This is a genomic window from Burkholderia sp. BCC0322, assembly GCF_902833045.1.
In the GTDB taxonomy this organism is placed as follows: Bacteria; Pseudomonadota; Gammaproteobacteria; order Burkholderiales; family Burkholderiaceae; genus Burkholderia.
In genome coordinates this window covers 232331-254486 of sequence record NZ_CADFDU010000003.1, presented here as the reverse complement: position 1 = coordinate 254486, position 22156 = coordinate 232331, and the positions used below count along the sequence as shown (strand labels likewise).

The window sequence follows — 22156 nt, the reverse complement described above, 5'->3', positions numbered from 1 at the left end:
GTTCAGGACACGTGTTTCAGGAATTCCTTCAGGCGCGGCGTCGGCGGCCGGTCGATCAGGTCGACCGGATGGCCGTCCTCGGCAATCCCGCCCTGATCCATGAACAGCAGGCGCGTGCCGACCCGTTTCGCAAAGCCGATCTCGTGCGTGACGACGATCATCGTCATCCCTTCGGTAGCCAGATCCTGCATCACTTTCAGCACTTCGTGGCGCAATTCCGGATCGAGCGCAGAGGTCGGCTCGTCGAACAGCATCAGCCGCGGCCGGATCGCGAGCGCGCGCGCAATCGCGACGCGCTGCTGCTGGCCGCCCGACAGCTCCGACGGGTAATGATTCGCGCGCGATTCGAGGCCGACCTTGTCGAGCAGCGCCATCGCCTGGTCGCGCGCGTCGGCACGCGATGCGCCGCGCACCTGGATCGGCCCGAACATCACGTTCTCGAGCGCGGTCATCTGCGGAAACAGGTTGAACTGCTGGAACACCATGCCGGCTTCGAGCCGGATGTTGCGGATCGTCGTCGCGTTGCCGCGCACGCTCTGGCCGTCGACGAGCAATTCGCCGCCGGTGATTTTCTCGAGCGCGTTGATACAACGCAGCATCGTCGACTTGCCCGAGCCCGACGGGCCGATCACGACGACCACCTCGCCCGCATCGATCTTCAGGTCGATGTGCTTCAGCACCGGCACGTGGCCGAAGCTCTTCGACACGTTCTGGAATTCGATCATGCTCACAGGATCCTCATCCGTTTTTCGACGAGCCGCAGCGTCAGCGTCATGGCGCCGGTCAGCAGCAGATAGATGACGGCCACCGCCGTCCAGATCTCGACCGCCTGGAAATTGCCCGCGATGATTTCCTGCCCCTTGCGCGTCAGTTCGCCGACGCCGATCACGATGAACAGCGACGTGTCCTTCAGGCTCACGATGCACTGGTTGCCGAGCGGCGGGATCAGCCGCCGGAACGCGAGCGGCCCGACCACCTTCAGCAGCACGCGCGGCATCGACAAGCCCATCGCGAGCCCCGCTTCCGTCAGCCCCTTCGGGATCGACAGCAGCGCGCCGCGCACCACTTCCGCGAGATACGCGCCGGAATTCACCGTGATCGCGATGATCGCGGCCGTCAGGCCGTCGATGCGGATGTGCGCGAGCAACGGCAGCGCGAAATACAGGAACATCACCTGCACGACGATCGGCGTGCCGCGAATCAGTTCAATGTAGACCTGTGCGAGCACGTTCATCGCCCTCGGTCCGTACGCGCGGAACATCCCCGCGACCATCCCGACGATGAAACCGCCCACCAGCCCGAAAAATGCGATGAACACCGTCAACCGGACCCCGTCCATCAGGTCCGGCAACGCCGCCCAGATCGCCGACCAATCGAAATTCACTTGTCGCTCCCCGTTCGATTCAAGACCGGCGCGGCCGCACGGCCGCGCGCTGTTGCGGCGTCACGCTCACATCTTCGGCGGCTCGGCGCCGAACCACTTCTTGTAGATCTGTGCGTAGCGACCGTCGGCCTTGATCTTCACGAGCGACGCGTTGACCTTCGGCACGAGCGGGCTGCCCTTCGGAAAACCCATCCCGTACTTGTCGCCGCTGACCGGCTGGCCCGCGACCTTCACCTTGCCCTTGCCTTCGTTGTTCACGAAGAACAGCATGTTCGGCGTGTCGTGCATCGCCGCGTCGACGCGGCCGGCTTCGAGCGCGAGGTACGCCTGGTCGATGTTCGGGAACTGGCGGATCTCCTTCGGTTTCAGGTGCGCCTTGATCCAGTCGATCGTCGCCGTGCCTGTTTTCGCGGCGATCACCTTGCCGTTCAGGTCGTCGATCGACCGGATCGTCGTGTTGCCGGTCTGGACCATCGCCGCGAGACCGCTGTCGTAGTACGGCGCGGAGAAGTCGATCGCCTTCTTGCGCTCTTCCTTGATCGTCATCCCCGACAGCGCGACGTCGATGTTCTGCGTCTGCAGCGCCGGGATCAGGCCTGCGAAATCCATCGGCTGGATCGAGTATTTCCAGCCCTGGTCCTTCGCGATCTCCGCCCAAAGGTCGAGATCGAAGCCGACGTACTTGTCGCCCTGCTTGAACTCGAACGGCATGAACGACGTGTCGGTGCCGACGACGAGCGTCCTGGTATCCGCGTGCGCGAGGCTTGCGCCGAGCGCGGCAACGACCGCGACGGCTTTCAGGAAGGAACGGCGACTCATGGTTTCTCTCCGCATGGTTGAGCGATGTGACCGGCCGGGCGGCCGGCGGGACGACGACATCAAGCCGCACCGCAACATTCGATGTCTAATTAGACCTTAGTGCAACATGTGTTGTCAACGGCGATACTACGACAACAAAAAAGTCCGCAACGGATAAATGCATCGAGACAAACCCGCGACGTGCGGGGCGGATAAATCGAAGGAAAGGAAATGCGGCCCGGGAGCAAGGCGGCCGGGCCGGATCGCGCCGCGCGGGCCGTTGGCGGCGTCTGACGAACAGTTGGCGGTGACTGGCCCGGGCGGGCAGGTTTGCCGCGCCGGGCATCACGCGCGAGACGAGGATGACGGCGCAACCGCGCGGCGCCGATCGCCGCCGCCCGCGCGCTTCTCAGCCCGCTTGTCAGCCGGTCTGTCAGCGCGGATCGTCGGTACTTCGACGCGCGGCGCCGTGCCGGGGCGGCCGCCCCCCGCGATGCCGCCCATCGCCGATGCGGCTCAACGAATGTTGCGGAATGCGCGCGACCCAGCCGGTCGGCCGCGCGCCGATGCAGCGTCGCTTACGCCGCTACCCCGCTCGCCTGATGCGACACGAGCCGCGCATACGCGCCCTGCCGCGCGATCAGATCGGCATGCCGTCCGGCTTCGATCACGCTGCCGTGCTCCATCACGAGGATCAGGTCGGCGTTGCGCACGGTCGACAGCCGGTGCGCGATGATGATCGACGTGCGCTGCGTCATCAGGTCTTCCAGCGCCGCACGGATCTGCTGTTCGCTGATCGTGTCCAGATGGGACGTCGCTTCGTCGAGGATCAGCACCGGCGCATCCTTCAGGAATGCGCGCGCAATCGCGACACGCTGGCGCTGGCCGCCCGACAGTTGCACACCACGCTCGCCGACGCGCGTCGCGAGCCCGTCCGGCAGCCTCGCGACGAATTCGCCGAGCGCCGCATGGTCGATCGCGCGCTGCACGTCCGCGTCGGACGCGTCGTTCGCGGCGAGCCGGATGTTCGCTTCGAGCGTGTCGTTGAACAGGTAGGTATCCTGCGCAACCAGCGCAATGTGCTGCCGCAGGTCGTCGAGCCGCAAGTCGCGCAGGTCGACGCCGCCGAGCGTCACGCGGCCCTGCTGCGGATCCCAGAAGCGCAGCAGCAGGCTCGCGACCGTCGACTTGCCGGCACCCGACGCACCGACCAGCGCGATCGTGCTGCCGGGCGGCACCTCGAAGCTCACGCGGTTGATCGCGGGCACGCTGCGGCCCGGGTACGTGAAGGACGCGGCCTCGAAACGCACCGCCGGATCGGCAGGCATCGCAAGCGTGCCGTCCGTCACCGGCACCGGCTCCTTCTCCAGCGCGCGCAAGCGGCGCGTCGACGCGATCGTGTCGGCGAGCTGGCGCGCAACCTGGCCGATTTCGGCCACCGGCATGAAGGCGGCCACCGCGACCAGCACCAGCAGCGGCAACGATTCGCGCGGGAACCAGCCGCGCGCGCACAGCAGCGCGCCGAGCGCCGCGACGACCAGCCCGCCGAGCCCGCTCGCGATTTCCAGCGCGGCGCTCTGCGCCGACAGGTCGTCGAGCAGCGTCGCGCGTTGCTTGCGGTACGCATCGACTTCGGCCACGAACGCTGCGCGCCGGCGCGCGATGGCCTGGAACGCGGTCAGCTCCGCGAGCCCCTGGATCGTTTCGGTCAGGTGTGCGCCGAGCTGGCCAAGCGCTTCACGTGCGCCGGCGCCGAGCCGGTCGACATCGCGCCGCGCCAGCACCGGCGCGAGCCCGGCCCACGACAGGAACGGCAGCAACACGAGCGCGAGCGGCCAGGCCACCGACGCGAGCAGCACCAGCACGGCGGCCGGCACGAGCACCGCGACGAACGCGGGCGCCAGCGTGTGCGCATAGAAATACTCGACGGTCTCGACATCCTGCGTCGCGAGCGACACGAGATCGCCGGAACGGCGGCGCAGCAGCCCGGCCGGCGCGAGGCGTTCGAGCGTCCCGAACAGCGCGATGCGCATTTCCGCGAGCAGCCGGTACGCCATGTCGTGCGCGAGCCACGATTCGAGCCAGTGCAGCACGGCCGCCACCGGCGCGATCACGAGCAGCGCGGTGACGAGCGTCGGGCTCACGTGGCCGCCCGGCACCGCGCCGACCACCCGCGCGCCGATCACGCCGACGCCGATGAACGCGAGCACGCGGCCGATCCCGAACAACACCGTCAGCACGACCTTGCCCGGCCACGGCCGCACGAAGCGCAGCAGCGTCCGCAGGGTTTCCGGCCAGCCGATCTCCGCCGCATCGTCGTTCAGCGGCCTCACCTGCGGCCCCGACGACGCGCGCGCGGTCGCGCCGGCCGTCGTCGCCACGCCGACCGATTCGGCGACCGCTTCCAGTTGCGGCCCCATCAGCCGGCGATACGGGCCGTCACGCGCGATCAGCGCCGCGTGCGTGCCTTCGTCGACCACCTGCCCCTGGTCGAGCACCAGGATGCGGTCGGCGCCGATCACGCTGGACAGCCGGTGCGCGAGCACGAGCGTGGTCCGCCCGCGGGTGAGCCGGTCGAGCGCCTGCTGGATCAGCGCTTCGTTCTCCGCGTCGACCGACGACAGCGCCTCGTCGAGCAGCAGGATCGGCGCATCGCGCAGCAGCGCGCGGGCAATCGCGAGGCGCTGGCGCTGGCCGCCCGACAGCATGAGCCCGCGTTCGCCGATGCGCGTCGCATAGCCATCGGGCAGCGCCGAGATGAAATCGTGCGCGTTGGCGGCGCGCGCCGCGGCGATCATGTCCGCGTCGCTCGCATCGGGGCGGCCCAGCCGCAGGTTGTCGGCGACGCTGCCGTCGAACAGCGTCGCATCCTGCGCGACGACCGCGATCATCTCGCGCACCTGGCCGGCATCGAGCGTGCGCACGTCGTGACCGCCGATGCGGATCACGCCGCCCTGCGCATCGTGCTGGCGCAGCAACAGGCGCACGATGGTCGACTTGCCCGCGCCGCTCGGCCCGACGATCGCCACCGTCTCGCCCTCGCGCACCGAGAAGCTCAACGCCGCATGCGCGCCGGCGCGGCGCCCCGGATACGCGAAGCTGACGGCGTCGAACCCGATCTCCGGCCGCAGGCCCGGCACGCGCGGCGCATCGGCGGCCGGCGCATGGCTGCCGGCGTCGAGCAGCGCGTGGATCGCATTCGCCGCCGACTGGCCGATCATCCCCTGGTGCAGCACGGCACGCAGGTCGCGCAGCGGCCGGAAGATTTCGCTGCCGGCCATCAGCACGATCAGCAGCGCCTCGAGGCTCATGTCGCCGTGCCGCACGCGCCACGCGCCGACCGCGATCGCGGCGGCCGCGCCGAGGCCGGTGCCGAGATCGGTAAAGAGCCGCGTCAGCAGGCCGAGTGCGAGCACCCAGAACGTGCTGTCGGACAGCGCGCGCGCCTTCGCGGCCAGCTTCGCGCCGAATGCCGTGCCTTGCCCGAACGCCTTCAGTGTCGGCAGGCCTTGCACCGCGTCGAGAAACTCCTCGCCGAAAGCCTTGAACGCGGCCGAACGCGCGAGCGCCGCGCGCTTGTCGGCGCGATGCACGAGCTGCGGCAGCGCGAGCGTAACGAGCGCCGCGGCCAGCAGGATCGCGGCCGTCGGTACGTCCCACCACGCGAGCACCGCGAAGATCATCACCGGCGCGCAGGCGGCGATCACGAGCTGCTGCAGGTAGGTGCCGAAAAAGGTCTGCAGCTGCTCGACGCCATCGACGACGGCCAGCATCACGCCGCCCGTGCGTTCACCGCTGAACCATGCGGGGCCGAGCGCCGCGATCCGGTCGAACAGCCGCGCGCGCAGCGTGGCCTGCACGCGCCCGGCCGTGTGCTGCGCGAGCACCGTGCGGCGATGGTCGAGCCATGCACGCACCAGCACGCAGGCCGCCGTTGCAACGACGGCTTCGCCGATGCTGCGCGCCGGCGCGCCGGAAAAGACCAGCGCCAGCACGCGGCCTAGAAAGACGAAGCGCAGGATCCCGACACCCATCGCGAGCAGGCCGAGCGCGACGGCCGCGGCAACCCGCCAGCGCAGTCCCGCCATCATTGCCCATAGTCGTCGGTCGAAATACATGAAGCCCTCCTGTCGTGTCTGATGACGTTTTTTCTTGACCGGATCGAGGCTACCCGCGCGGCCCGCGCGCGGCAAAAGATGATTTTTCAACGGGTGTTGAGTCAACTACAATACCCCGCATGTCGCACCTCCCTCCCCTCGGCGCATTGCGGGCTTTCGAGGCGGCCGTCCGCCTCGGCGGGTTCGCGCGCGCGGCGGTCGAGCTGAACGTGTCGACGAGCGCGGTCAGTCACCAGATCCGCACGCTCGAGGAATCGCTCGGCGCGCGGTTGCTCGAACGCAGCACGGGGCTCGGCGGCATCAGCCTCACGCCGGCCGGCGCACGCCTGCTGCCGGCGGTCAGCGATGCGCTGTCGCGGCTGACCGATGCCTGCGCCGAGATTCGCGGCACCGCGCAACGGCTCACCGTCTCCGCCAACGCGCCGTTTTCGGCGATGTGGCTCGCGCGCCGCCTCGCGGAATTCTCGTCGCTTCATCCCGAAACGCCGCTGCATGCCGTCGTGCTCGACGACGAACCGGATTACGCGCGCAGCGGCGTCGATCTGGCGATCGTTCACGTGCCCGCGCACCGGCTGCGGGCCGACGACGACGTGCTGATGCAGGAGACCGTGTTCCCGGTATGCAGCCCCGAGCTGTTTCCGTACGCATCGGGGCACGTGTGCCGCTCGCGGCTGCTGCAGGAGATGCACGAGGACAGCCCCGAGATCGACTGGCGCAACTGGGCATCCGAATTCGGCTTGCCGGGCGACTTCGAGACGAAGATCGTCCGTTACAGCAGTTTCAGCCAGGTGATCGGCGCGGCGGTCGGCGGCGCGGGCATCGCGCTCGGCCGCATGCCGCTGATCGAGCCGGAGCTGCGCAGCGGGCGCCTGGTGCCGTTGAAGCCGGGCATCGAACGCACTGCGTCGTGGCGCTTCGTGCTGCGCCGCAACCCGTCGACGCGGCACCGGTTGCTCGATCCGCTGATCGAGTTCCTGCGCCGCGAAACGGAAGCGGCACCGGTCGCGGGCCCGATCGTTGCGCCCGCATCCAACGACAGTCTCGTGCGCGGCACGGGTGGCGCGACCGGCAAGTAACGCGCGGGCCTCGCCCGCATGCGCCGCTTACGGCGCAGCGAAGAACAGCGCGACCACGCACGCCATCCCGCCGAACCACACGAGCGAACGCAGCGACGCCCAGTTCAGCAGGTACATCAGCATATAGACGATGCGAATCGCGACGAATGCCATCGCAAGCTGGTCGACGCGATGCAGGTTCGCGCCGTTGTGCCACGCGACCACCAGCGCGGCCGTGAACAGCGCGAGCGCCTCCCACGCGTTCTGGTGCGCGGCCTGCGCGCGGGCGCGCCAGCCTTCGAGCTTCGCCAGGTAGTCGCGCGGCGCGCGGTTGTCGTAGCCCTTGCGGGCTTTCGCGAGAAACGTCATCGAGAACGGCAACAGCGCCACGATGAACAGGCACAGCTGGGACGTCGTCATCAAAAGTCTCCTCCTTTATGATTACATTGTTCAATGACAAGATCGCCGAGAGCTTAGCATTGCGCCGTGCCGTTCGCGCACCGGTTTTCTAGACGGGAGACTCGGCTGGAGCGCTCGCCGGCCGCCGCGGCCAGCCTGGTCGGGCGCCACAATTTCCACCAAATCATCGACAAAAACGTTAATTAAAACTGGTCGAACACCAATAAGATAGCGTTCAACACTGGCCCGGCGCATTGTCGCGCCAGGCCGCCGCGCGCACCCAACGACATCCGACCCGAGACATCGCCATGCCCCGCCCCATCGTCGCCCATATCCGCCCCGACGCTGTCCGCCACAACCTCGATTTCATCCGCCGCACCGCCGCGCAATCGCGCGTGTGGGGCGTGATCAAGGCCAACGCATATGGCCACGGCATCGAGCGGATCTACCCGGGCCTCGCCGCCGCCGACGGCATCGCGCTGCTCGATCTCGACGAAGCCGTGCGCGTGCGCGAGCTCGGCTGGGACAAGCCCGTGCTGCTGCTCGAGGGGATCTTCGAGCCGGCCGACGTCGACCTCGCCGATCGCCACCGCCTGACGGTAGCCGTGCACTGCGACGAACAGCTCGACCTGCTGATCGCGGCAAAGCCGCGGCAGCCGATCGACATCCAGCTCAAGATGAACTCCGGGATGAACCGGCTCGGCTACCGGCCTGCCGCTTTCCGTGCCGCGTGGGAACGTGCGGCCAACGCGCCGTCGATCGGCAAGATCACGCTGATGATGCATTTCGCGAACGCCGACGAAGGCGAAGTCGACTGGCAGCTCGACCAGTTCGATGCGGCCACGGCGGGGATTCCGGGCGAGCGCTCGACGTCGAATTCGGCCGCCGTGCTGTGGCATCCGCGCGCACACCGCGACTGGGTGCGGCCCGGCACGATCCTGTACGGCGCGTCGCCGACCGGCGCGGCGCGGGATATCGCCGACACGCCGCTGATGGCCGCGATGACGCTCACCAGCAAGATCATCGGCGTGCAAACGCTCGCGCCGGAAGAAACCGTCGGCTACGGCCGCCGCTTCACGGCCGACCGGCCGATGCGGATCGGCGTCGTCGCATGCGGCTATGCGGATGGCTATCCGCGCCACGCCCCGACCGGCACGCCGATCGCGGTGGACGGCGTGATGACGCGCGTCGTCGGCCGCGTGTCGATGGACATGCTGACCGTCGACCTGACGCCGTGCCCGAACGCGGGCATCGGGTCGAGCGTCGAGCTGTGGGGCGACCAGGTCAAGGTAGATGACGTGGCGCAAGCCAGCGGCACGATCGGCTACGAGCTGATGTGCGCGCTCGCGCAGCGTGTGCCGGTCGTGATCGTGCCGCCGGGTGCGTCGAGCGAACAGCCCGCGCTGCGCACCGGAAGCTACGGGCGCTGACCGGCGTCGATGCGGCGGCGCTGTTGCACCGCCTCGCCTGCCGCCTGATTTGCGGGCCGCCTCGGGCGGCCCGTTTGCTTTCCGGCGTGCAGGACAGGCGTGGATGACTGCCCTTGCGCTCCGTTCGACGCGCCCATCCGGCGACGCACTACGCGCGCCACGTCGGCTTGCGCTTCTCGAGGAACGCATCGATGCCTTCGCCCGCGTCCTCTTCCATCATGTTGCGCGCCATCACGTCGCCCGCATACGCGTAGGCTTCGTCGAGCGGCAACTCGCGCTGGCGATAGAACATCTGCTTGCCGTAACGCACCGCGGCCGGGCTCTTCGCGACGATCTCCGCAACCTTGCGTGCGACGGCCGCATCGAGCGCGTCCTCGGGCACGGCCTCGTTGACGAGCCCCCACGCGGCGGCCGTCGCCGCATCGACGAAGCGCCCGGTCATCAGCATGTCGAACGCACGCTTCGCCGTGACGTTGCGGCTCAACGCAACGGCCGGCGTCGAACAGAACAGCCCAACGTTGATGCCCGATACCGCGAAGCGCGCGGTATCGGCCGCGATCGCCAGGTCGCACGCGGCGACGAGCTGGCAGCCGGCCGCCGTCGCAATGCCGTGCACGCGTGCGATTACCGGCACCGGCAACGCGCGCATCGCGAGCATCACGCGGCTGCATTGCGCGAACAGCGTGCGGTAGTAGTCGAGCCCGGGCTTGCTGCGCATCTGCCGCAGGTCGTGGCCCGCGCAGAACGCCTTGCCTTCGGCGGCCAGCACGACGCAGCGCACGCCCGGATCGGCCGCGAGCGACGCAAACGCATCGTGCAGGCTCGCGAGCATCGCCTCTGACAATACGTTGAACTGCTGCGGCCGGTTCAGCCGCAGCGTGACGACGCCGTCGTGGTCGTCACGCTTCAAAACGGGTTCCGATGATGTGGCATTCGAATCCATGATGGTTCACCCAAAGAACAGGAACGCTACGCTCGCGGTTCAATATAGTCCAATCCGGGCACCGGGAGCGGCCTGCGCGCTGCCGGGGATCGGCCGCCGGAATCGTGCGCCACCGCCAGGCGTCACCCGCGCAGCTTCCCGCCGGCCCGCTTCGCGCGAGATCTCGGCGGCCGGATTCTCGTGTCCGGGTTCCATGATGTTCCGCTCTACACGATTCGACGGAATTCAGTGCGTCGCAAGCGCTCACGCGCGCTTGCGCCCGCTGCGCCACGCGCGCACGCCCAGCCGCAGTTGACTGACGCCGCCCAGGAAGAAGACGCCCCCCATCCCACCGATGGTCAGCACGCCACCCCAGATCGCCCCGAACGTATTCATCCGCGCGCTCATCCTGGGCTCGTCGGGCGTGTAGCGCACCTCGACGGTCGCGCCGTCCTGCACGCTGACCTCGCCGCCCTGCGCGTATTCGACCCGTTCGCCCGCGAGCGTCGTGAACGCGATCTCCGGATGATGCGGGCCCGCGTTCAGCTTGATGACGCGCCCCGGCACGACGATCGAGGTCCGCAGGAATTCGCGCGTCGACTGCGCGTACAGGGCGGTGGCGATCAGCAGGCACGTGCCCGCGACGGTAAACACGACGCCCTTCGCGATCAGCGTCTCCGCCTGCTGCGCGGCGGTGCGGCCGGATCCGGATGCCATCCCGCTCACCTTACGGGCGTGACCGATAGAACGACACGTCAATCTTCGACTGCGTCTTGCAGCGATACATCACGCCGCGCCCCGTTTCGTCGGTCACCCCTTCATACGGGCCGTTGCAGCCGGTGACCCGGTACTCCGCGAACGGAATGCGCTTGCCGTCCTGCGGCCGGACCAGCACGGGGATGCGCCCCGTCGGGCCGTCGCCGACCGTGCGGACGAGCACCATGCGCGCCGCATCGATCGGCGCGGTGGAACGCATGTAGGCCGTACGCCCCTGCGCGTCGGTCGTGCCTTCGACTTCGAGTTCCCGGTTGTCCTGTGCCGCGCTCGTGTAAAGCGCGAACGCATAACGCGTGTACGGCAGCGGCTGCTTCGTCGCGGGATCGTGCAGCACGAAATAGCACCCGTTGACGCCGCTCCCGGCCGTCACCAGTCCATCGGCCTGCGTGGGGTTGCACGTGTACGACGAACCGCCGCTAACGGACGCTTGTTGCGCATTCGGCTGCCCGGTGGGGTTTGCACATCCGCCTGCCAGCGCGGCCATCAGCGCCACGCATGCGCCGTGCACGAGCGCCGCCCGATCGATTCCGGTTTTCATGGGAAGGTGTCCCGTTCCTGATTGTCGTGGATGCCGTGCGTGCTGCGCAGGTCGCGCAGGCACGCCGCCCTCGGCATCCGGCAGGATACGGACATCGCGGCACGCTGTAAATTGCGCGCGCGGCCGGCCGCGCCGCGCGGCGACTCGCCGCTCGCGACGCTGCTGATCGACCGCTACGGGCTGATGGGGCTCGCGCAGCGGCTCGCGACACCCGGCCGCATCGCGGGTGTCGCGCGGATCTTCGCGGGGATGATCGTCGTGCCACGGCAGACGCCCGCGCCACACATGGCGGCCACCACCGGCGTTGCGGCGGCCGCGCCACCCGAACCGCAGCATTGAATGCGCGGGCGGCAGCGGCCGCGCCACCGCCCGACGAGCCTCAGCCCGCGAGCTTCTTCAGCGCGTCGAGCACCGCTTCGCCCTTGAACGGCTTCACGATCCAGCCCTTCACGCCGGCGGCCTTGCCGCGCTCCTTCATCGCCGGGCTGCTTTCGGTCGTCAGCATCACGACGTTGACCGTCGAGTTCGCCAGCTCGCCGCGGATCTTCTCGACCATCGTCAGGCCGTCCATGTTCGGCATGTTCACGTCGCTGATCACGAGGCGCACGCCGGGCGTCGCCTTGAGCTTCGCGAGGCCGTCCTTGCCGTCCACGGCCGTCGCGACGTCGAGCCCGTGATTGCGCAGGAAGCCCGCGACCTCGTCGCGCACCGTGCCCGAATCGTCGACCACCAGAATCTTTGCCATGTCCTATTCCCCTTCCTTTCCTTGTTGCTGACTTCAATAGTCAAAACAGTTCGAGTTCACCCGATTCGACCATCGGCCCCACGTCCTGAACCGATTCGCGGAAGTCCTCCGGCGACCAGCTCAGGCTGAACACGAAGCGCTGATCGAGGCAGACGGAGCGCCCCGATGCCGGGTCGGTCATCCGGTACTTGAAGCAGAGCTGCGGGCAATCGCCGCCGAACGAGATGAACTTCTGCTTGTGATTGACGACGAGCGGCACCTGCACGGGATGGCGCGCCAGCGCCTCGGCGTCGCCGAGGTAGCGGTTCTTGAACGCGCCCCACACGAGGTTGGTCAGCTCGCCGAGCACGCTGTTCACGTCGCGGAAATCCGGCGCGCGGCCGGCGTCGCGCGTGCCGCCGAGCATGTCGAGCAGCGGCTGCTCGCTCGTCTGCAGCAGCATGTAGCCGCGGCACCATGCGCTTTCGAGCGCGATCAGGCTGAACACTTCGCCGAAGATGATCTGGTCGCGCACGATGCACGGTGTCTCGTGCTCGATCGTCATGCCCGGGAACAGGCTGTCGATGCGCGCCTCGGTGATCTCCGAGATGCCGCGCACGAGCGCGTTCGGGTATTCGCGGCCGAACAGGTATTCGTCGATCGCGCGCTTGAGCGGCGTCATGTCGTCCGCGACGTAGGCCGCGCATGCGACGCGCGCGAGCGCCGCCGGCAGCCCGTCGCGCGACGCGAGCGATTCGCGGCGCAGGATGATCGGCAGCTCGGGGCGCAGCGCATCGATCTGCGTCGCGATGATCGCGCTCTCGGCCGGCGAACCGCCGTAATCCTCGGCCAGCAGGATCGCGCCGAGATCGATGTTCGAGCGCAGCACCTTCAGCAGCCGGTTGCGCCGCACGGTCAGGCCAATCAGGTTGTGCTCGTCGCAGAAACGCTTGATCGCGTCGGCGTGCGCGCGACTGTCGTCGAGCACGAGCACCTTGCTGACGGGTTTGTCCAGGGTCATCTCAAGAATTCCTAATGGTCGGTCGGGATCGATCAGAACAGTTCGAGCTCGCCGCCGGTATCCACCGTGGCCGTTTCCGGCACATGGAAATCGACCGGCGCATTCGCGCACACGCATAACGTCGCGCCGACCCGCACGTCGCCGTCGAGCGTCAGGTCGTACGCGGCCACGTGATCGGGCGCCAGCGCCGGCAAGTAGTCGATGCTCGATCCGCTCAGCAGATACGGCGTCGACATCCCGAGGTCGGGAAACGGTGCGGTCAGCGCCTGGTTGATCGCCCCGCAGCACAGGTTCGCGACTTCCATGAACGCTTCGGGCAGCGGCCGCTGGCTGCTCGTGCCCGCCGTCGCGCCGGCGAATTGGCGGCGCGTCGCCTCGTCGTCGCTAAAGCGCAGTGCGAGCAGCAGGCGGAAATGCAGCGCCGAGATCGTCAGCACCGCGACATGCTCGGTCACCTTCGGCTTCGCACGCGACCTCGCGTGCGCATGATCGTGTGCGTCGTGTGCGGGGCCCGCGGCCGGACGGATGTCGCACGCACCGCCGGATGCGAGCCGCGTGCGCGCCGCGTCGAAGAAGATCCGCTCGAAGCCGGCTTTCGCCTGCGCGCTGATCACGCGACGCCTCCTTCGATCCGCGCGTGAAGTTGCCCGGCCAGCGACTCGACGGTCGCGAGCGCGGCCGTGATCATCTTGCCGCCGGCCTGGATGTCCTGGAACGTCGCGGCCGTCACGAGGTCGTTGCGGTTCAGGCTGTCGCGATAGCTGTTCGACAGTTCCTGCGAGCGCGCGGCCAGCCCGCGCACCTCGCTGGCGACGATCGAGAAGCCACGCCCGGCCGTGCCGGCGCGCGCGGCCTCGATCGATGCGTTCAGCGACACGATCGACACGTGCGCGACGATTGCCGACAACTCCTGGTTCTTCGCGCGCATGTCCTGGTTCTGCGTGGTCAGCGAGATCATCTGCTCGTGCCAGCGCTCGAAGGTGCCGGCGAGCCCGCGCAGGCGCGCGGCTTCGTCGGCGATCTTCATCGCGTGCTGCGCCAGCGCGGCACGATCCGCCGACAGTGCCTGCATGGCATCGCGCTGCGTGCCGGCCGCGGACGTCTCGCGCGCGAGCGCATCCTCGAGCTGCGCCTCGCGCTGCGCCCATGCATCGACCGCCTCCGCATGCGCCGACCTGGCGTCGGCGATGCGCGCATCGGCTGCGTCGAGCGCGCCGCGCAACTGCGCCACGTCGCGTTCGAGCGCCGTCACGAGTCGCTTGCGCGTCAAGCGAAACACGACCGCCGCAACGATCGCGACGACGGCGCCGCCCGCCAGTGCGGCGGCCATCTGGAACATCCACGCCTGCACGATCACGTCGTCACTCCGCCGCGCCGATATCCGCGCTGCGCGCACGCTCGTGCGCGACGCCCTGAGCGGCGCCCTGAGCGGCGCCGTCCGCCGCGAAGCGGGCCGGCAACGACACGATCGTCTCGAACGCGCGATACGGCGCGCCGACGCGATCGTCGGTGAAGCGCAGCGCGATATCCCCGCCGTCGCGCTTCAGGAAGTTGCGCACCGCGTCCATGCCGACGCCGCGCCCCGACACTTCCGTCACCGTGCTCGCCGTCGAGAAGCCCGGCCGGAAGATCAGCTCGGCCACCTCGTCATCGGACAGCGCCGCATCGTGGTCGGCGTCGATCCACCCGCGCTCGCGCGCGATGCCGCGAATCCGGTCGAGCGCGAGGCCGCGACCGTCGTCGCTCAGCACGAACCACAGCTCGCCGCCGCCCACGCCGACCGCGATGTCGATCGTGCCGGACGCCGCCTTGCCGGCCGCGCGTCGCTCGTCGGACGATTCGATCCCGTGGTCCATCGAATTGCGCAGCAGGTGCATGAACACGTTCTTCAGTGTCGCGACGATTTCGCTGCGCACGCGGTGGCCGTGGCTGTCGATATGCACGACGGGCGCCGGCTTGCCGAGTTCGGCCGCGAGCGACGGCAGCGACTCGATCACGCCGCCGAGCGCTTCGCCGATGCCTTGCGTGCCGAGCTGGCTCAGCATGCGGCGCACGGCGTCGCGGGCCGCGTGCCAGTCGGACGCGTTGGCCGGATCGGCGCCGTCGAGCACGCGCAGGCTCTCGCTGATGTGTGCGCGTTCGACCATCAGGAAGTCGGCGCCCTGCACCGGTTCGCCGCTGCGGCCGAGCGTAACCGCATTGATCGTCGCGTAGTGCTCGACCGCCTCGCGCACGCGCGCCAGGTCGTCCATCAGCGCGTCGCGGTTCCACTCGGGGCCGCCGTCCGCGCGGCGCAGCGAGTCGTACGCCTGCTCCGCTTCGTGGACGATGTTCGTCAGGTGCTGGAGGCTGTACGTGCGCGCATTGCCCTTGATCGTGTGCATGTTGCGGAACAGCGCCGCGACGATCGAGTGATCGGCGCGCTCGTGCTGGCGGATCATCCGCTCGTTCTCGCTGAGGAAGCCCTTCGCGCTGTGCACGAAGTCGTGGAACTTGTCCTGGCTGATCGACAGGATCTCGCCGATCATCTCGAGGCGGCGCTGCTGCTCGCCGGCCTGCGCGGTCAGCTCGCGGATCTCGGTCACGTCGCGCACGCACAGCATCAGGCGCACGACCGTGTCGGTCTCGTCGGTGATCGCCGACCAGCTCAGGTCGAGCCACTTCTCGCGGCCGTCCGGCATCCGCTTCGCGACTTCGTTCACCAGCAGGTGCTCGTTGAACTCGAAGTTCATGCTGTCCTCGCCGAGGCACGCGTGTACGGCCGCGTCGACCTGCGAGCGCGCGTCGGAACCGATGTTCGAGTCGTCGAACACGAGCGCCATCAGGTCGCGGCCGGCGATGTCGCCCGTCTCGAAGATGGTTTCGAGGTACGCCGAATACTCCGCATGCACGACGCCGCCTTCGACGACGGTCAGGATCCCCTGCTGCATGTTCTGCAGCATCGCCTGGATGTCGGCCGTCTTCTGCTTGAGCTGCGCCGAGTTCTCCTGGATCTTCTCGATCATCCCGTTGAACGCGACGATCGAGTGGCCGATTTCGTCCATCCGGCCCACCGGCACGCGGCGCGTGAAATCCTGGCTCGTCGCGATCTCGCTCATCGCCTTCTGCATCCCGATCAGCGGGCGCGTGATCTGCCGATACAGCAGCAGGCCGAGCGCGGTCAGCAGCACGACCACCGTGCCGGCGACGCCCCCGATCGCGGTCGCCGTCGTCGCGAGCATCCCGTTCAGCGCGCTGATCGCGTCGTCCTTCTGGCGGTTCTTCTCGACGCGCAGCGTATCGACGATGCTTTCGAGTTCGTCGCGATACTGCGCGACGTTCGCGAACAGGTACGCCTGCGCCATCTCGGGCTTGCCGTCGGCCTTCATCTTCACGGTGTCGTCGATCGCCGCGAAATAGTTCGCGGCGCTGTCCTTCGCCTGCGAGACGAGCCCGACCTGCGCCTGGCCGACCGCCGACTTCGCCTGCACGTCGAGCGCGGCACGCAGCGCGCCCTGCTTCGCCTTCAGCTCGTCGCGCGCCTGCGCGGCGGTGTTCGCGTCGGGCGCGTAGACGAGCGTCATCGTCGCGATCTGGATGTTCTTCACATCGGCGACGAGATCGGCGGACGCGAGCGCGCTCGGCACGATTCCCTGGGTGACCTGGCGTACCTCGGCCGCGCTCTTGCGCGTCTGGTACACGGCATAGATGCCGATCGCGGACAGCGCGAAGAACGTCAGGACGACTAGCAGCGTAATGCGATGACGGATGGTCATGAGTACAGCTCCCCGCAGCGATCCGGCTTCGATCGCCGTTTGGTCTATTGAAAGAATGTGAGCGCCGAATTATCGGGGATGGTGTATGACGCTCCGATGACCGAAAATCAATCGTTCATTGACAGGAATGAAATGAATAATTGTGACGAAAGAGCCCTAAAGTATTGGCGAAATCTGCCGTTAACCTTCTGCTTCAAGGCTTCCCATGGCATCACGGCGCGGCCGGAAAATCCGGGATGCGGATATTTGCTTTTTTATTTAGTTAATCCGCGGATCAGCCGCAATCGGGCTTTCGTAAAACGTTTGCGAATTATCGGCGAATCCGGTCGAATTCGCGATTTTTTATTGCCGGCGAATGATGCGGCGAACCGATGAAAACGATGCCGCCCGCCCCGGGGCCGACGAGTGACAATAAAGCGCATCACATCGTCGCCCCCGGGGCGGGCGTGACCGGCTCCCGGTCAGTGGCTGCTGGCGCGCGTCGCCCCCAGCCCCGTTTCCGAGCGCACCTGCTGCGCGGCGAACGCACTCTTCTCGGCCTTCGCGCGCAGGCTCGTGTCGAGTACCGAGAACAGCCACACGCCCGCGAAGCCGATCGTCATCGAGAACAAGGCAGGCGACGTATACGGGAACCACGCCGAACCCTTCGGATAACCGAGCGTCGCTTCCCACACCGACGGCGACACGATCGTCAGCCCCACCGACGAGACCAGCCCCAGGAACCCGCCGATGACCGCACCACGCGTGGTGCAGCCCTTCCACATCATCGACAGGAACAGCACCGGGAAATTGGCCGAGGCCGCCACGGCAAACGCCAGCGACACCATGAACGCGACGTTCTGCTTCTCGAACGCGATGCCCAGCAGCACGGCGATCACGCCGAGCACCAGCGTCGTGATGCGCGACACCTTCAACTCGTCGGCGCTGTTCGCGTTGCCGTTCTTGAATACGGTGGCATAGAGGTCGTGCGACACCGCGGACGCGCCCGACAGCGTGAGCCCGGCCACCACCGCCAGAATCGTCGCGAAGGCCACGGCCGAGATGAAGCCGTAGAACACGTCGCCCCCCACCGTCTTGGCCACCAGCACCGCGGCCATGTTGGCCGTGCCCGCGCCGCCCTTGATCACGCCCTTGGCCACGTCGGCCAGCTCCGGATTGGTCAGCACCAGCGTGATCGCACCGAAGCCGATGATGAAGATCAGCACGTAGAAATAGCCGATCCAGGTGGTTGCCCAGAACACGGATTTACGCGCTTCCTTCGCATCCGGCACCGTGAAGAAGCGCATCAGGATGTGCGGCAGGCCGGCGGTGCCGAACATCAGCGCCATGCCGAACGAGATGGCCGAGATCGGATCCTTGATGAACCCGCCCGGCGACATCACCGACAGCCCGATCCGGGTCGCGTCGTCCGGCGATTTGCCGGCATTGGCGGCGATCGCGGTCTTGACTTCCACGGCATGGGCGAACAGCGCCTCCGGGCTGAAGCCGTACTGCGCGAGCACCATGATCGCCATGAAGGTCACGCCCGCGAGCAACATGCACGCCTTGATGATCTGCACCCATGTGGTGGCCGTCATGCCGCCGAACAGCACGTAGACCATCATCAGCGCGCCGACGATGACGACCGCCACCCAGTAGTCGAGACCGAACAGCAGCTTGATGAGCTGCCCCGCGCCCACCATCTGCGCGATCAGGTAGAACGCCACCACCACCAGCGTGCCGACCGCGGCGAAACTGCGGATCGGCCCCTGCTCGAAGCGGTAGCCCGCGACGTCGGCGAAGGTGAACTTGCCGAGATTGCGCAGCCGCTCGGCCATCAGGAACGTGATGACCGGCCAGCCGACCAGAAAACCGATCGAGTAGATCAGGCCGTCGTAGCCCGACGTCATCACCGCGGCGGAAATGCCGAGGAAGGATGCCGCCGACATGTAGTCGCCCGAGATCGCCAGGCCGTTCTGAAACCCGGTGATGCCGCCGCCGGCCGTGTAGAAATCCGCGGCGGAACGTGTGCGCGAAGCCGCCCACTTGGTGATCCACAACGTCCCCGCCACGAACAGCGCGAACAGGACGATGGCCGTGGTGTTGGTTGCCTGCCTGGCGGTCTGCCCGACATCGCCGCCGCCCGCGGCGGCCACGCCGCACGCGCCCGCGGCCAGCAGCGCGACCAGCGTCATCGAAAGTGTCTTCTTCATTGGGCGACGTCCTGCAGGATGTCCTGCGTCAGTTGGTCGTATTCGTTGTTCGCGCGGCGCACGTAGATGCCGGTGATGACGACGGTGAACACGATCACCGCCATGCCGACCGGTATGCCGACGCTCGTCACGCCGGTGCTCACCGGCTGCGCGAGGAACGACTTGTCGAACGCGATCAGCGCGATGTAGCCGTAGTACACGATCAGCATCAGCACGGTCAGACAGACACCGAGCGTATTGCGTCGCCGCTTGAGCTGCGCATACTTCGGATGCGCTTCGATTTTTTTCACCAACCCATCATGCATCGCCTGTCTCCTGGTTTGCTCTTGAATGAGTGCGGCGATTCTGAACAGCGAAGCTGACTGCGCGCTTACTCGAGCTTTCGCGAGAGGCATCCCGAGCACTATGGTTTTCCCTAGCGGGACAGGACGGAGCGCTTGACGCGCGTGCGTGACCCAGCGCGGCGCCAGTCACTCACATCGATCGTGTCCGTGCAGAGGGATGCGCGTACGCGGAAGTCGGCACCCGTGCGGCAACCACGAAGCCGACGCAACGATGCCGCACGCTCCCGGCACCGAAACGGCAACGCATCTTGTGCAACGACATGGCCGCGGTTCAGCAGACGATTGCGCGCCGGGCTTGCGCCACGACATTCATTCCCGAGCGGAAACAATCAATCGCACGCGGGCGATTCACGTCGCCGCCCGCACGTTCTAGACTGTCGCATCGCTTCCCTTTCTGGACCCATGCAATGACCGACGTCCTGCCGCTGACCACCGATCCCGAGTCGGGCCTCCAGTACCTGCTGCGTCCGGCCACCGGCCGCCCCGCTGCCCGCCTGTTGCTGCTGCATGGCGTCGGCGGCAACGAAACCAACCTGCTGAACCTGGCCGACGTCATCGATCCGCGTATCGAGATCGCATTCCTGCGCGGCCCGCTTGCGTTCGGGCCCGGCCAGCACGCATGGTTTCCGGTGCGCTTCGGCCCGAGCGGCCCCGAAATCGATGCGGCCCGCGCGAACGCGAGCCGGATCAAGCTGATCACGCTGCTGCGCGCCTTCCACGCCGGCGGTGACGCGGGCGCCGCGTTGCCGACCGTGATCGCCGGCTTCAGCCAGGGCGGCATCATGAGCGCGAGCGTCGGGCTCACGTCGCCGCAGGACGTCACCGCATTCGCGGTGTTGTGCGGGCGCATCCTGCCCGAAATCGATCCGCTGATCGCACCGCACGATGCGCTTCGCCCGCTCCATGCGCTGATCGTGCACGGCCGCTCCGACGACAAGCTGCCCGTCGCGTGGGCCGACACCGCCGACGCGAAACTCACGGCGCTTGGCGTCGCGCACGATACGCGGCTGTACGCGGCCGGCCACGAACTGACCGCGGAGATGGCCGGCGATTTCGCCCGCTGGGTCGGCGAGCGCACCGGGTTGAACTGACTGTCACGGGGCGCCGGGGCGCCGGCCGCGAACGGGCCGGAGCGCCCCGGCGCATACCGTCTTCAGGCACCCCGCGCCGGATCGGCGACGACGCGCGCGGCCGCGGACGCACGCGCATCCGCCGCCTGCTCTCGCGCGGTACCGCGCTTCGCCAGCTTCCAGCCGACCACCAGCGCGAGCACCACGACCGGAATCGTCGCGACGGTCCATGTGCCGCCCGGGTAGTCGAATGCCATCAGCACCAGCACACCGACGAGGAAGGCCAGCGTGAGCCACGACGTGAACGGCGCGCCGGGCATCCGGAACGACACGGCCTTCAGCTCGCCGCGATCGACCGCGCGGCGGTACAGGATCTGGCACATGACGATGAAGCCCCACGTCGTGATGATCCCGAGCGACGCCATGTTCAGCACGATCTCGAACGCCTGGGCCGGCACGATGTAGTTCAGCGGCACGCCGATCGCGTTGATCGCGACCGTGATCAGGATCCCGCCATACGGCACGCCGCGCGCGTTCATCCGCGACACGAAGCGCGGCGCCGATCCGCCCATCGCGAGCGAGCGCAGCACGCGCCCGGTCGAATAGAGGCCGGAGTTCAGGCTCGACAGCGCGGCGGTCAGCACCACGACGTTCATCACGGTGCCGACGTACGGCACGCCGAGCTTGCTGAAGAACGTCACGAACGGGCTTTCGTGCGCGCTGTACGCCGTCCACGGCAGCAGCATCGTCAACAGCACGACCGAGCCGACGTAGAACAGCGCAATGCGCCACATCACGCTGTTGATGGCTTTCGGCAAGACCTTGCGCGCATCGGCGGTCTCGCCCGCCGCGACCCCGACGAGCTCGATGCTCGCGTAAGCGAACACGACACCCTGTACGATCAGCACGGCCGGCAGGATGCCGTGCGGAAAGATCCCGCCGTGATCCGCGACCAGGTGAAACCCCGGCATCTGGCCGCCGACGGGATGGCCGCTCGCGAGAAACACGGCGCCGACCGCGAGGAACACCGCGAGCGTGCCCACCTTGACGAGCGAGAACCAGAATTCCATCTCGCCGAACACCTTCACGCCGATCATGTTCATCAACGACACGATCCCGAGCGCGCCGAGCGCGAACACCCACTGCGGCACGTCCGTGAACACGGCCCAGTACTTCATGTAGATCGCGACCGCGGTGATGTCGACGATGCCGGTCATTGCCCAGTTCAGGTAGTACATCCAGCCCGCGACGAACGATGCGCGTTCGCCCATGAACTCCCGTGCGTACGACACGAAGCTGCCGCTGGTCGGCCGGTGCATCACGAGCTCGCCGAGCGCGCGCATGATCAGGAACGCGAACACGCCGCAGACGAGATACACGAGCGCGAGCGCGGGCCCCGCGTGCTGCAGGCGCCCGCCCGCGCCGAGAAAGAGGCCGGTGCCGATCGCGCCGCCCATCGCGATCATCTGCACGTGCCGCGGCTTCAACTGCTTCGCATAGCCGGCTTCGTGCGACGCGAACATCGCATCGGGGTCCGCATGGCGGGAATCCGCGCCGCCGGCCGGATCGGCCGGGCGCTCGCTGCTGTGGTTCATCGTGAGTCTCCGTAGTTTCTTGATGTGTCGCGCC

At 67.7% G+C, this 22156-nt stretch carries 21 protein-coding genes; 5 read left to right on the top strand and 16 right to left on the bottom strand.

Annotated elements, in window-relative coordinates:
* Nucleotides 1–2: 2 nt before the first annotated feature.
* From glnQ to HWX39_RS11520, 4 genes are all read right to left on the bottom strand, one after another.
* On the bottom strand, nucleotides 3–731 hold the full coding sequence (gene glnQ / locus HWX39_RS11535) for a glutamine ABC transporter ATP-binding protein GlnQ (protein WP_059237091.1): 729 nt from the start codon (nucleotides 729–731) through the stop codon (nucleotides 3–5).
* The gene (gene glnP / locus HWX39_RS11530) at nucleotides 728–1384 is read right to left on the bottom strand and encodes a glutamine ABC transporter permease GlnP (protein ID WP_175968180.1); all 657 of its coding nucleotides are present in this window, start codon (nucleotides 1382–1384) and stop codon (nucleotides 728–730) included. The genes glnQ and glnP overlap by 4 nt, the downstream gene beginning before the upstream one ends.
* Before the next feature lie 66 nt (nucleotides 1385–1450).
* Nucleotides 1451–2203 carry a glutamine ABC transporter substrate-binding protein GlnH gene (gene glnH / locus HWX39_RS11525; protein WP_175968178.1) on the bottom strand — a complete coding sequence of 251 codons (753 nt, stop codon included), beginning with the start codon at nucleotides 2201–2203 and terminating at the stop codon, nucleotides 1451–1453.
* Nucleotides 2204–2760: 557 nt separating this feature from the next.
* The gene (locus HWX39_RS11520; RefSeq protein ID WP_175968176.1) at nucleotides 2761–6300 is read right to left on the bottom strand and encodes an ABC transporter ATP-binding protein; all 3540 of its coding nucleotides are present in this window, start codon (nucleotides 6298–6300) and stop codon (nucleotides 2761–2763) included.
* A 119-nt stretch (nucleotides 6301–6419) separates the two neighbouring features.
* Here HWX39_RS11520 and HWX39_RS11515 point away from each other — a divergent pair, with 119 nt between their 5' ends.
* Nucleotides 6420–7376: a LysR family transcriptional regulator gene (locus HWX39_RS11515; RefSeq protein WP_175968174.1), complete on the top strand. Its 957-nt coding sequence runs from the start codon at nucleotides 6420–6422 to the stop codon at nucleotides 7374–7376.
* A 27-nt stretch (nucleotides 7377–7403) separates the two neighbouring features.
* Here the strand turns inward: HWX39_RS11515 and HWX39_RS11510 are convergent, their stop codons facing one another.
* Nucleotides 7404–7775: an MAPEG family protein gene (locus HWX39_RS11510; RefSeq protein ID WP_175968172.1), complete on the bottom strand. Its 372-nt coding sequence runs from the start codon at nucleotides 7773–7775 to the stop codon at nucleotides 7404–7406.
* A 287-nt stretch (nucleotides 7776–8062) separates the two neighbouring features.
* Between HWX39_RS11510 and alr the strand changes: the two genes are divergently transcribed.
* Nucleotides 8063–9184, top strand: a complete 1122-nt coding sequence (gene alr / locus HWX39_RS11505) for an alanine racemase (RefSeq protein WP_175968170.1) — start codon at nucleotides 8063–8065, stop codon at nucleotides 9182–9184.
* 148 nt (nucleotides 9185–9332) lie between these two features.
* Here alr and HWX39_RS11500 read toward each other — a convergent pair whose 3' ends face one another.
* From HWX39_RS11500 to HWX39_RS11490, 3 genes are all read right to left on the bottom strand, one after another.
* On the bottom strand, nucleotides 9333–10127 hold the full coding sequence (locus HWX39_RS11500) for an enoyl-CoA hydratase (protein WP_175968168.1): 795 nt from the start codon (nucleotides 10125–10127) through the stop codon (nucleotides 9333–9335).
* 243 nt (nucleotides 10128–10370) lie between these two features.
* Nucleotides 10371–10823 carry a DUF3592 domain-containing protein gene (locus HWX39_RS11495; protein ID WP_175968165.1) on the bottom strand — a complete coding sequence of 151 codons (453 nt, stop codon included), beginning with the start codon at nucleotides 10821–10823 and terminating at the stop codon, nucleotides 10371–10373.
* Between the two features lie 10 nt (nucleotides 10824–10833).
* Nucleotides 10834–11421: a hypothetical protein gene (locus HWX39_RS11490; protein ID WP_175968163.1), complete on the bottom strand. Its 588-nt coding sequence runs from the start codon at nucleotides 11419–11421 to the stop codon at nucleotides 10834–10836.
* Nucleotides 11422–11460: 39 nt separating this feature from the next.
* Between HWX39_RS11490 and HWX39_RS11485 the strand changes: the two genes are divergently transcribed.
* Entirely contained in the window at nucleotides 11461–11760 is a 300-nt protein-coding gene (locus HWX39_RS11485) for a hypothetical protein (RefSeq protein WP_175968153.1), read from the top strand.
* 40 nt (nucleotides 11761–11800) lie between these two features.
* On the opposite strand, the gene HWX39_RS11480 is transcribed toward HWX39_RS11485, so the two are convergent.
* Genes HWX39_RS11480 through HWX39_RS11460 form a run of 5 tightly spaced genes read right to left on the bottom strand, consistent with a single transcriptional unit; the run spans nucleotide 11801 to nucleotide 16921 of the window.
* Entirely contained in the window at nucleotides 11801–12166 is a 366-nt protein-coding gene (locus HWX39_RS11480; RefSeq protein ID WP_089432500.1) for a response regulator, read from the bottom strand.
* Between the two features lie 40 nt (nucleotides 12167–12206).
* A complete protein-coding gene (locus HWX39_RS11475; protein ID WP_175968151.1) occupies nucleotides 12207–13166 on the bottom strand; it encodes a chemotaxis protein CheX in 960 nt (319 codons plus the stop codon).
* 32 nt (nucleotides 13167–13198) lie between these two features.
* Complete coding sequence (locus HWX39_RS11470) at nucleotides 13199–13780, bottom strand: hypothetical protein (protein WP_175968149.1); 582 nt, start codon at nucleotides 13778–13780, stop codon at nucleotides 13199–13201.
* On the bottom strand, nucleotides 13777–14505 hold the full coding sequence (locus tag HWX39_RS11465) for a methyl-accepting chemotaxis protein (protein WP_175968518.1): 729 nt from the start codon (nucleotides 14503–14505) through the stop codon (nucleotides 13777–13779). The genes HWX39_RS11470 and HWX39_RS11465 overlap by 4 nt, the downstream gene beginning before the upstream one ends.
* 22 nt (nucleotides 14506–14527) lie before the next feature.
* On the bottom strand, nucleotides 14528–16921 hold the full coding sequence (locus HWX39_RS11460) for an MCP four helix bundle domain-containing protein (RefSeq protein ID WP_175968148.1): 2394 nt from the start codon (nucleotides 16919–16921) through the stop codon (nucleotides 14528–14530).
* Between the two features lie 96 nt (nucleotides 16922–17017).
* Between HWX39_RS11460 and HWX39_RS11455 the strand changes: the two genes are divergently transcribed.
* Entirely contained in the window at nucleotides 17018–17296 is a 279-nt protein-coding gene (locus HWX39_RS11455; RefSeq protein ID WP_175968146.1) for a hypothetical protein, read from the top strand.
* Nucleotides 17297–17382: 86 nt separating this feature from the next.
* Here the strand turns inward: HWX39_RS11455 and HWX39_RS11450 are convergent, their stop codons facing one another.
* Complete coding sequence (locus HWX39_RS11450) at nucleotides 17383–19113, bottom strand: cation acetate symporter (RefSeq protein ID WP_175968144.1); 1731 nt, start codon at nucleotides 19111–19113, stop codon at nucleotides 17383–17385.
* Nucleotides 19110–19418, bottom strand: a complete 309-nt coding sequence (locus tag HWX39_RS11445; RefSeq protein WP_175968142.1) for a DUF485 domain-containing protein — start codon at nucleotides 19416–19418, stop codon at nucleotides 19110–19112. The genes HWX39_RS11450 and HWX39_RS11445 overlap by 4 nt, the downstream gene beginning before the upstream one ends.
* Before the next feature lie 446 nt (nucleotides 19419–19864).
* On the opposite strand from HWX39_RS11445, the gene HWX39_RS11440 reads away from it, so the two are divergent.
* A complete protein-coding gene (locus tag HWX39_RS11440; RefSeq protein ID WP_175968140.1) occupies nucleotides 19865–20548 on the top strand; it encodes a phospholipase in 684 nt (227 codons plus the stop codon).
* 62 nt (nucleotides 20549–20610) lie between these two features.
* Here the strand turns inward: HWX39_RS11440 and HWX39_RS11435 are convergent, their stop codons facing one another.
* On the bottom strand, nucleotides 20611–22122 hold the full coding sequence (locus HWX39_RS11435) for an amino acid permease (protein WP_175968138.1): 1512 nt from the start codon (nucleotides 22120–22122) through the stop codon (nucleotides 20611–20613).
* Between the last annotated feature and the right edge of the window lie 34 nt (nucleotides 22123–22156).

Bases quoted from the DNA above. Each gene is read 5' to 3' on its own strand.
- HWX39_RS11495 (WP_175968165.1), bottom strand. From the start codon at position 10,823: ATGGCATCCGGATCCGGCCGCACCGCCGCGCAGCAGGCGGAGACGCTG.
- HWX39_RS11475 (WP_175968151.1), bottom strand. From the start codon at position 13,166: ATGACCCTGGACAAACCCGTCAGCAAGGTGCTCGTGCTCGACGACAGT.
- HWX39_RS11460 (WP_175968148.1), bottom strand. From the start codon at position 16,921: ATGACCATCCGTCATCGCATTACGCTGCTAGTCGTCCTGACGTTCTTC.
- alr (WP_175968170.1), top strand. From the start codon at position 8,063: ATGCCCCGCCCCATCGTCGCCCATATCCGCCCCGACGCTGTCCGCCAC.
- HWX39_RS11455 (WP_175968146.1), top strand. From the start codon at position 17,018: ATGACCGAAAATCAATCGTTCATTGACAGGAATGAAATGAATAATTGT.
- HWX39_RS11480 (WP_089432500.1), bottom strand. From the start codon at position 12,166: ATGGCAAAGATTCTGGTGGTCGACGATTCGGGCACGGTGCGCGACGAG.
- HWX39_RS11500 (WP_175968168.1), bottom strand. From the start codon at position 10,127: ATGGATTCGAATGCCACATCATCGGAACCCGTTTTGAAGCGTGACGAC.
- HWX39_RS11520 (WP_175968176.1), bottom strand. From the start codon at position 6,300: ATGTATTTCGACCGACGACTATGGGCAATGATGGCGGGACTGCGCTGG.
- glnH (WP_175968178.1), bottom strand. From the start codon at position 2,203: ATGAGTCGCCGTTCCTTCCTGAAAGCCGTCGCGGTCGTTGCCGCGCTC.
- HWX39_RS11445 (WP_175968142.1), bottom strand. From the start codon at position 19,418: ATGCATGATGGGTTGGTGAAAAAAATCGAAGCGCATCCGAAGTATGCG.
- HWX39_RS11510 (WP_175968172.1), bottom strand. From the start codon at position 7,775: ATGACGACGTCCCAGCTGTGCCTGTTCATCGTGGCGCTGTTGCCGTTC.
- HWX39_RS11465 (WP_175968518.1), bottom strand. From the start codon at position 14,505: ATGTTCCAGATGGCCGCCGCACTGGCGGGCGGCGCCGTCGTCGCGATC.
- HWX39_RS11435 (WP_175968138.1), bottom strand. From the start codon at position 22,122: ATGAACCACAGCAGCGAGCGCCCGGCCGATCCGGCCGGCGGCGCGGAT.
- HWX39_RS11515 (WP_175968174.1), top strand. From the start codon at position 6,420: ATGTCGCACCTCCCTCCCCTCGGCGCATTGCGGGCTTTCGAGGCGGCC.
- HWX39_RS11440 (WP_175968140.1), top strand. From the start codon at position 19,865: ATGACCGACGTCCTGCCGCTGACCACCGATCCCGAGTCGGGCCTCCAG.
- HWX39_RS11490 (WP_175968163.1), bottom strand. From the start codon at position 11,421: ATGAAAACCGGAATCGATCGGGCGGCGCTCGTGCACGGCGCATGCGTG.
- HWX39_RS11450 (WP_175968144.1), bottom strand. From the start codon at position 19,113: ATGAAGAAGACACTTTCGATGACGCTGGTCGCGCTGCTGGCCGCGGGC.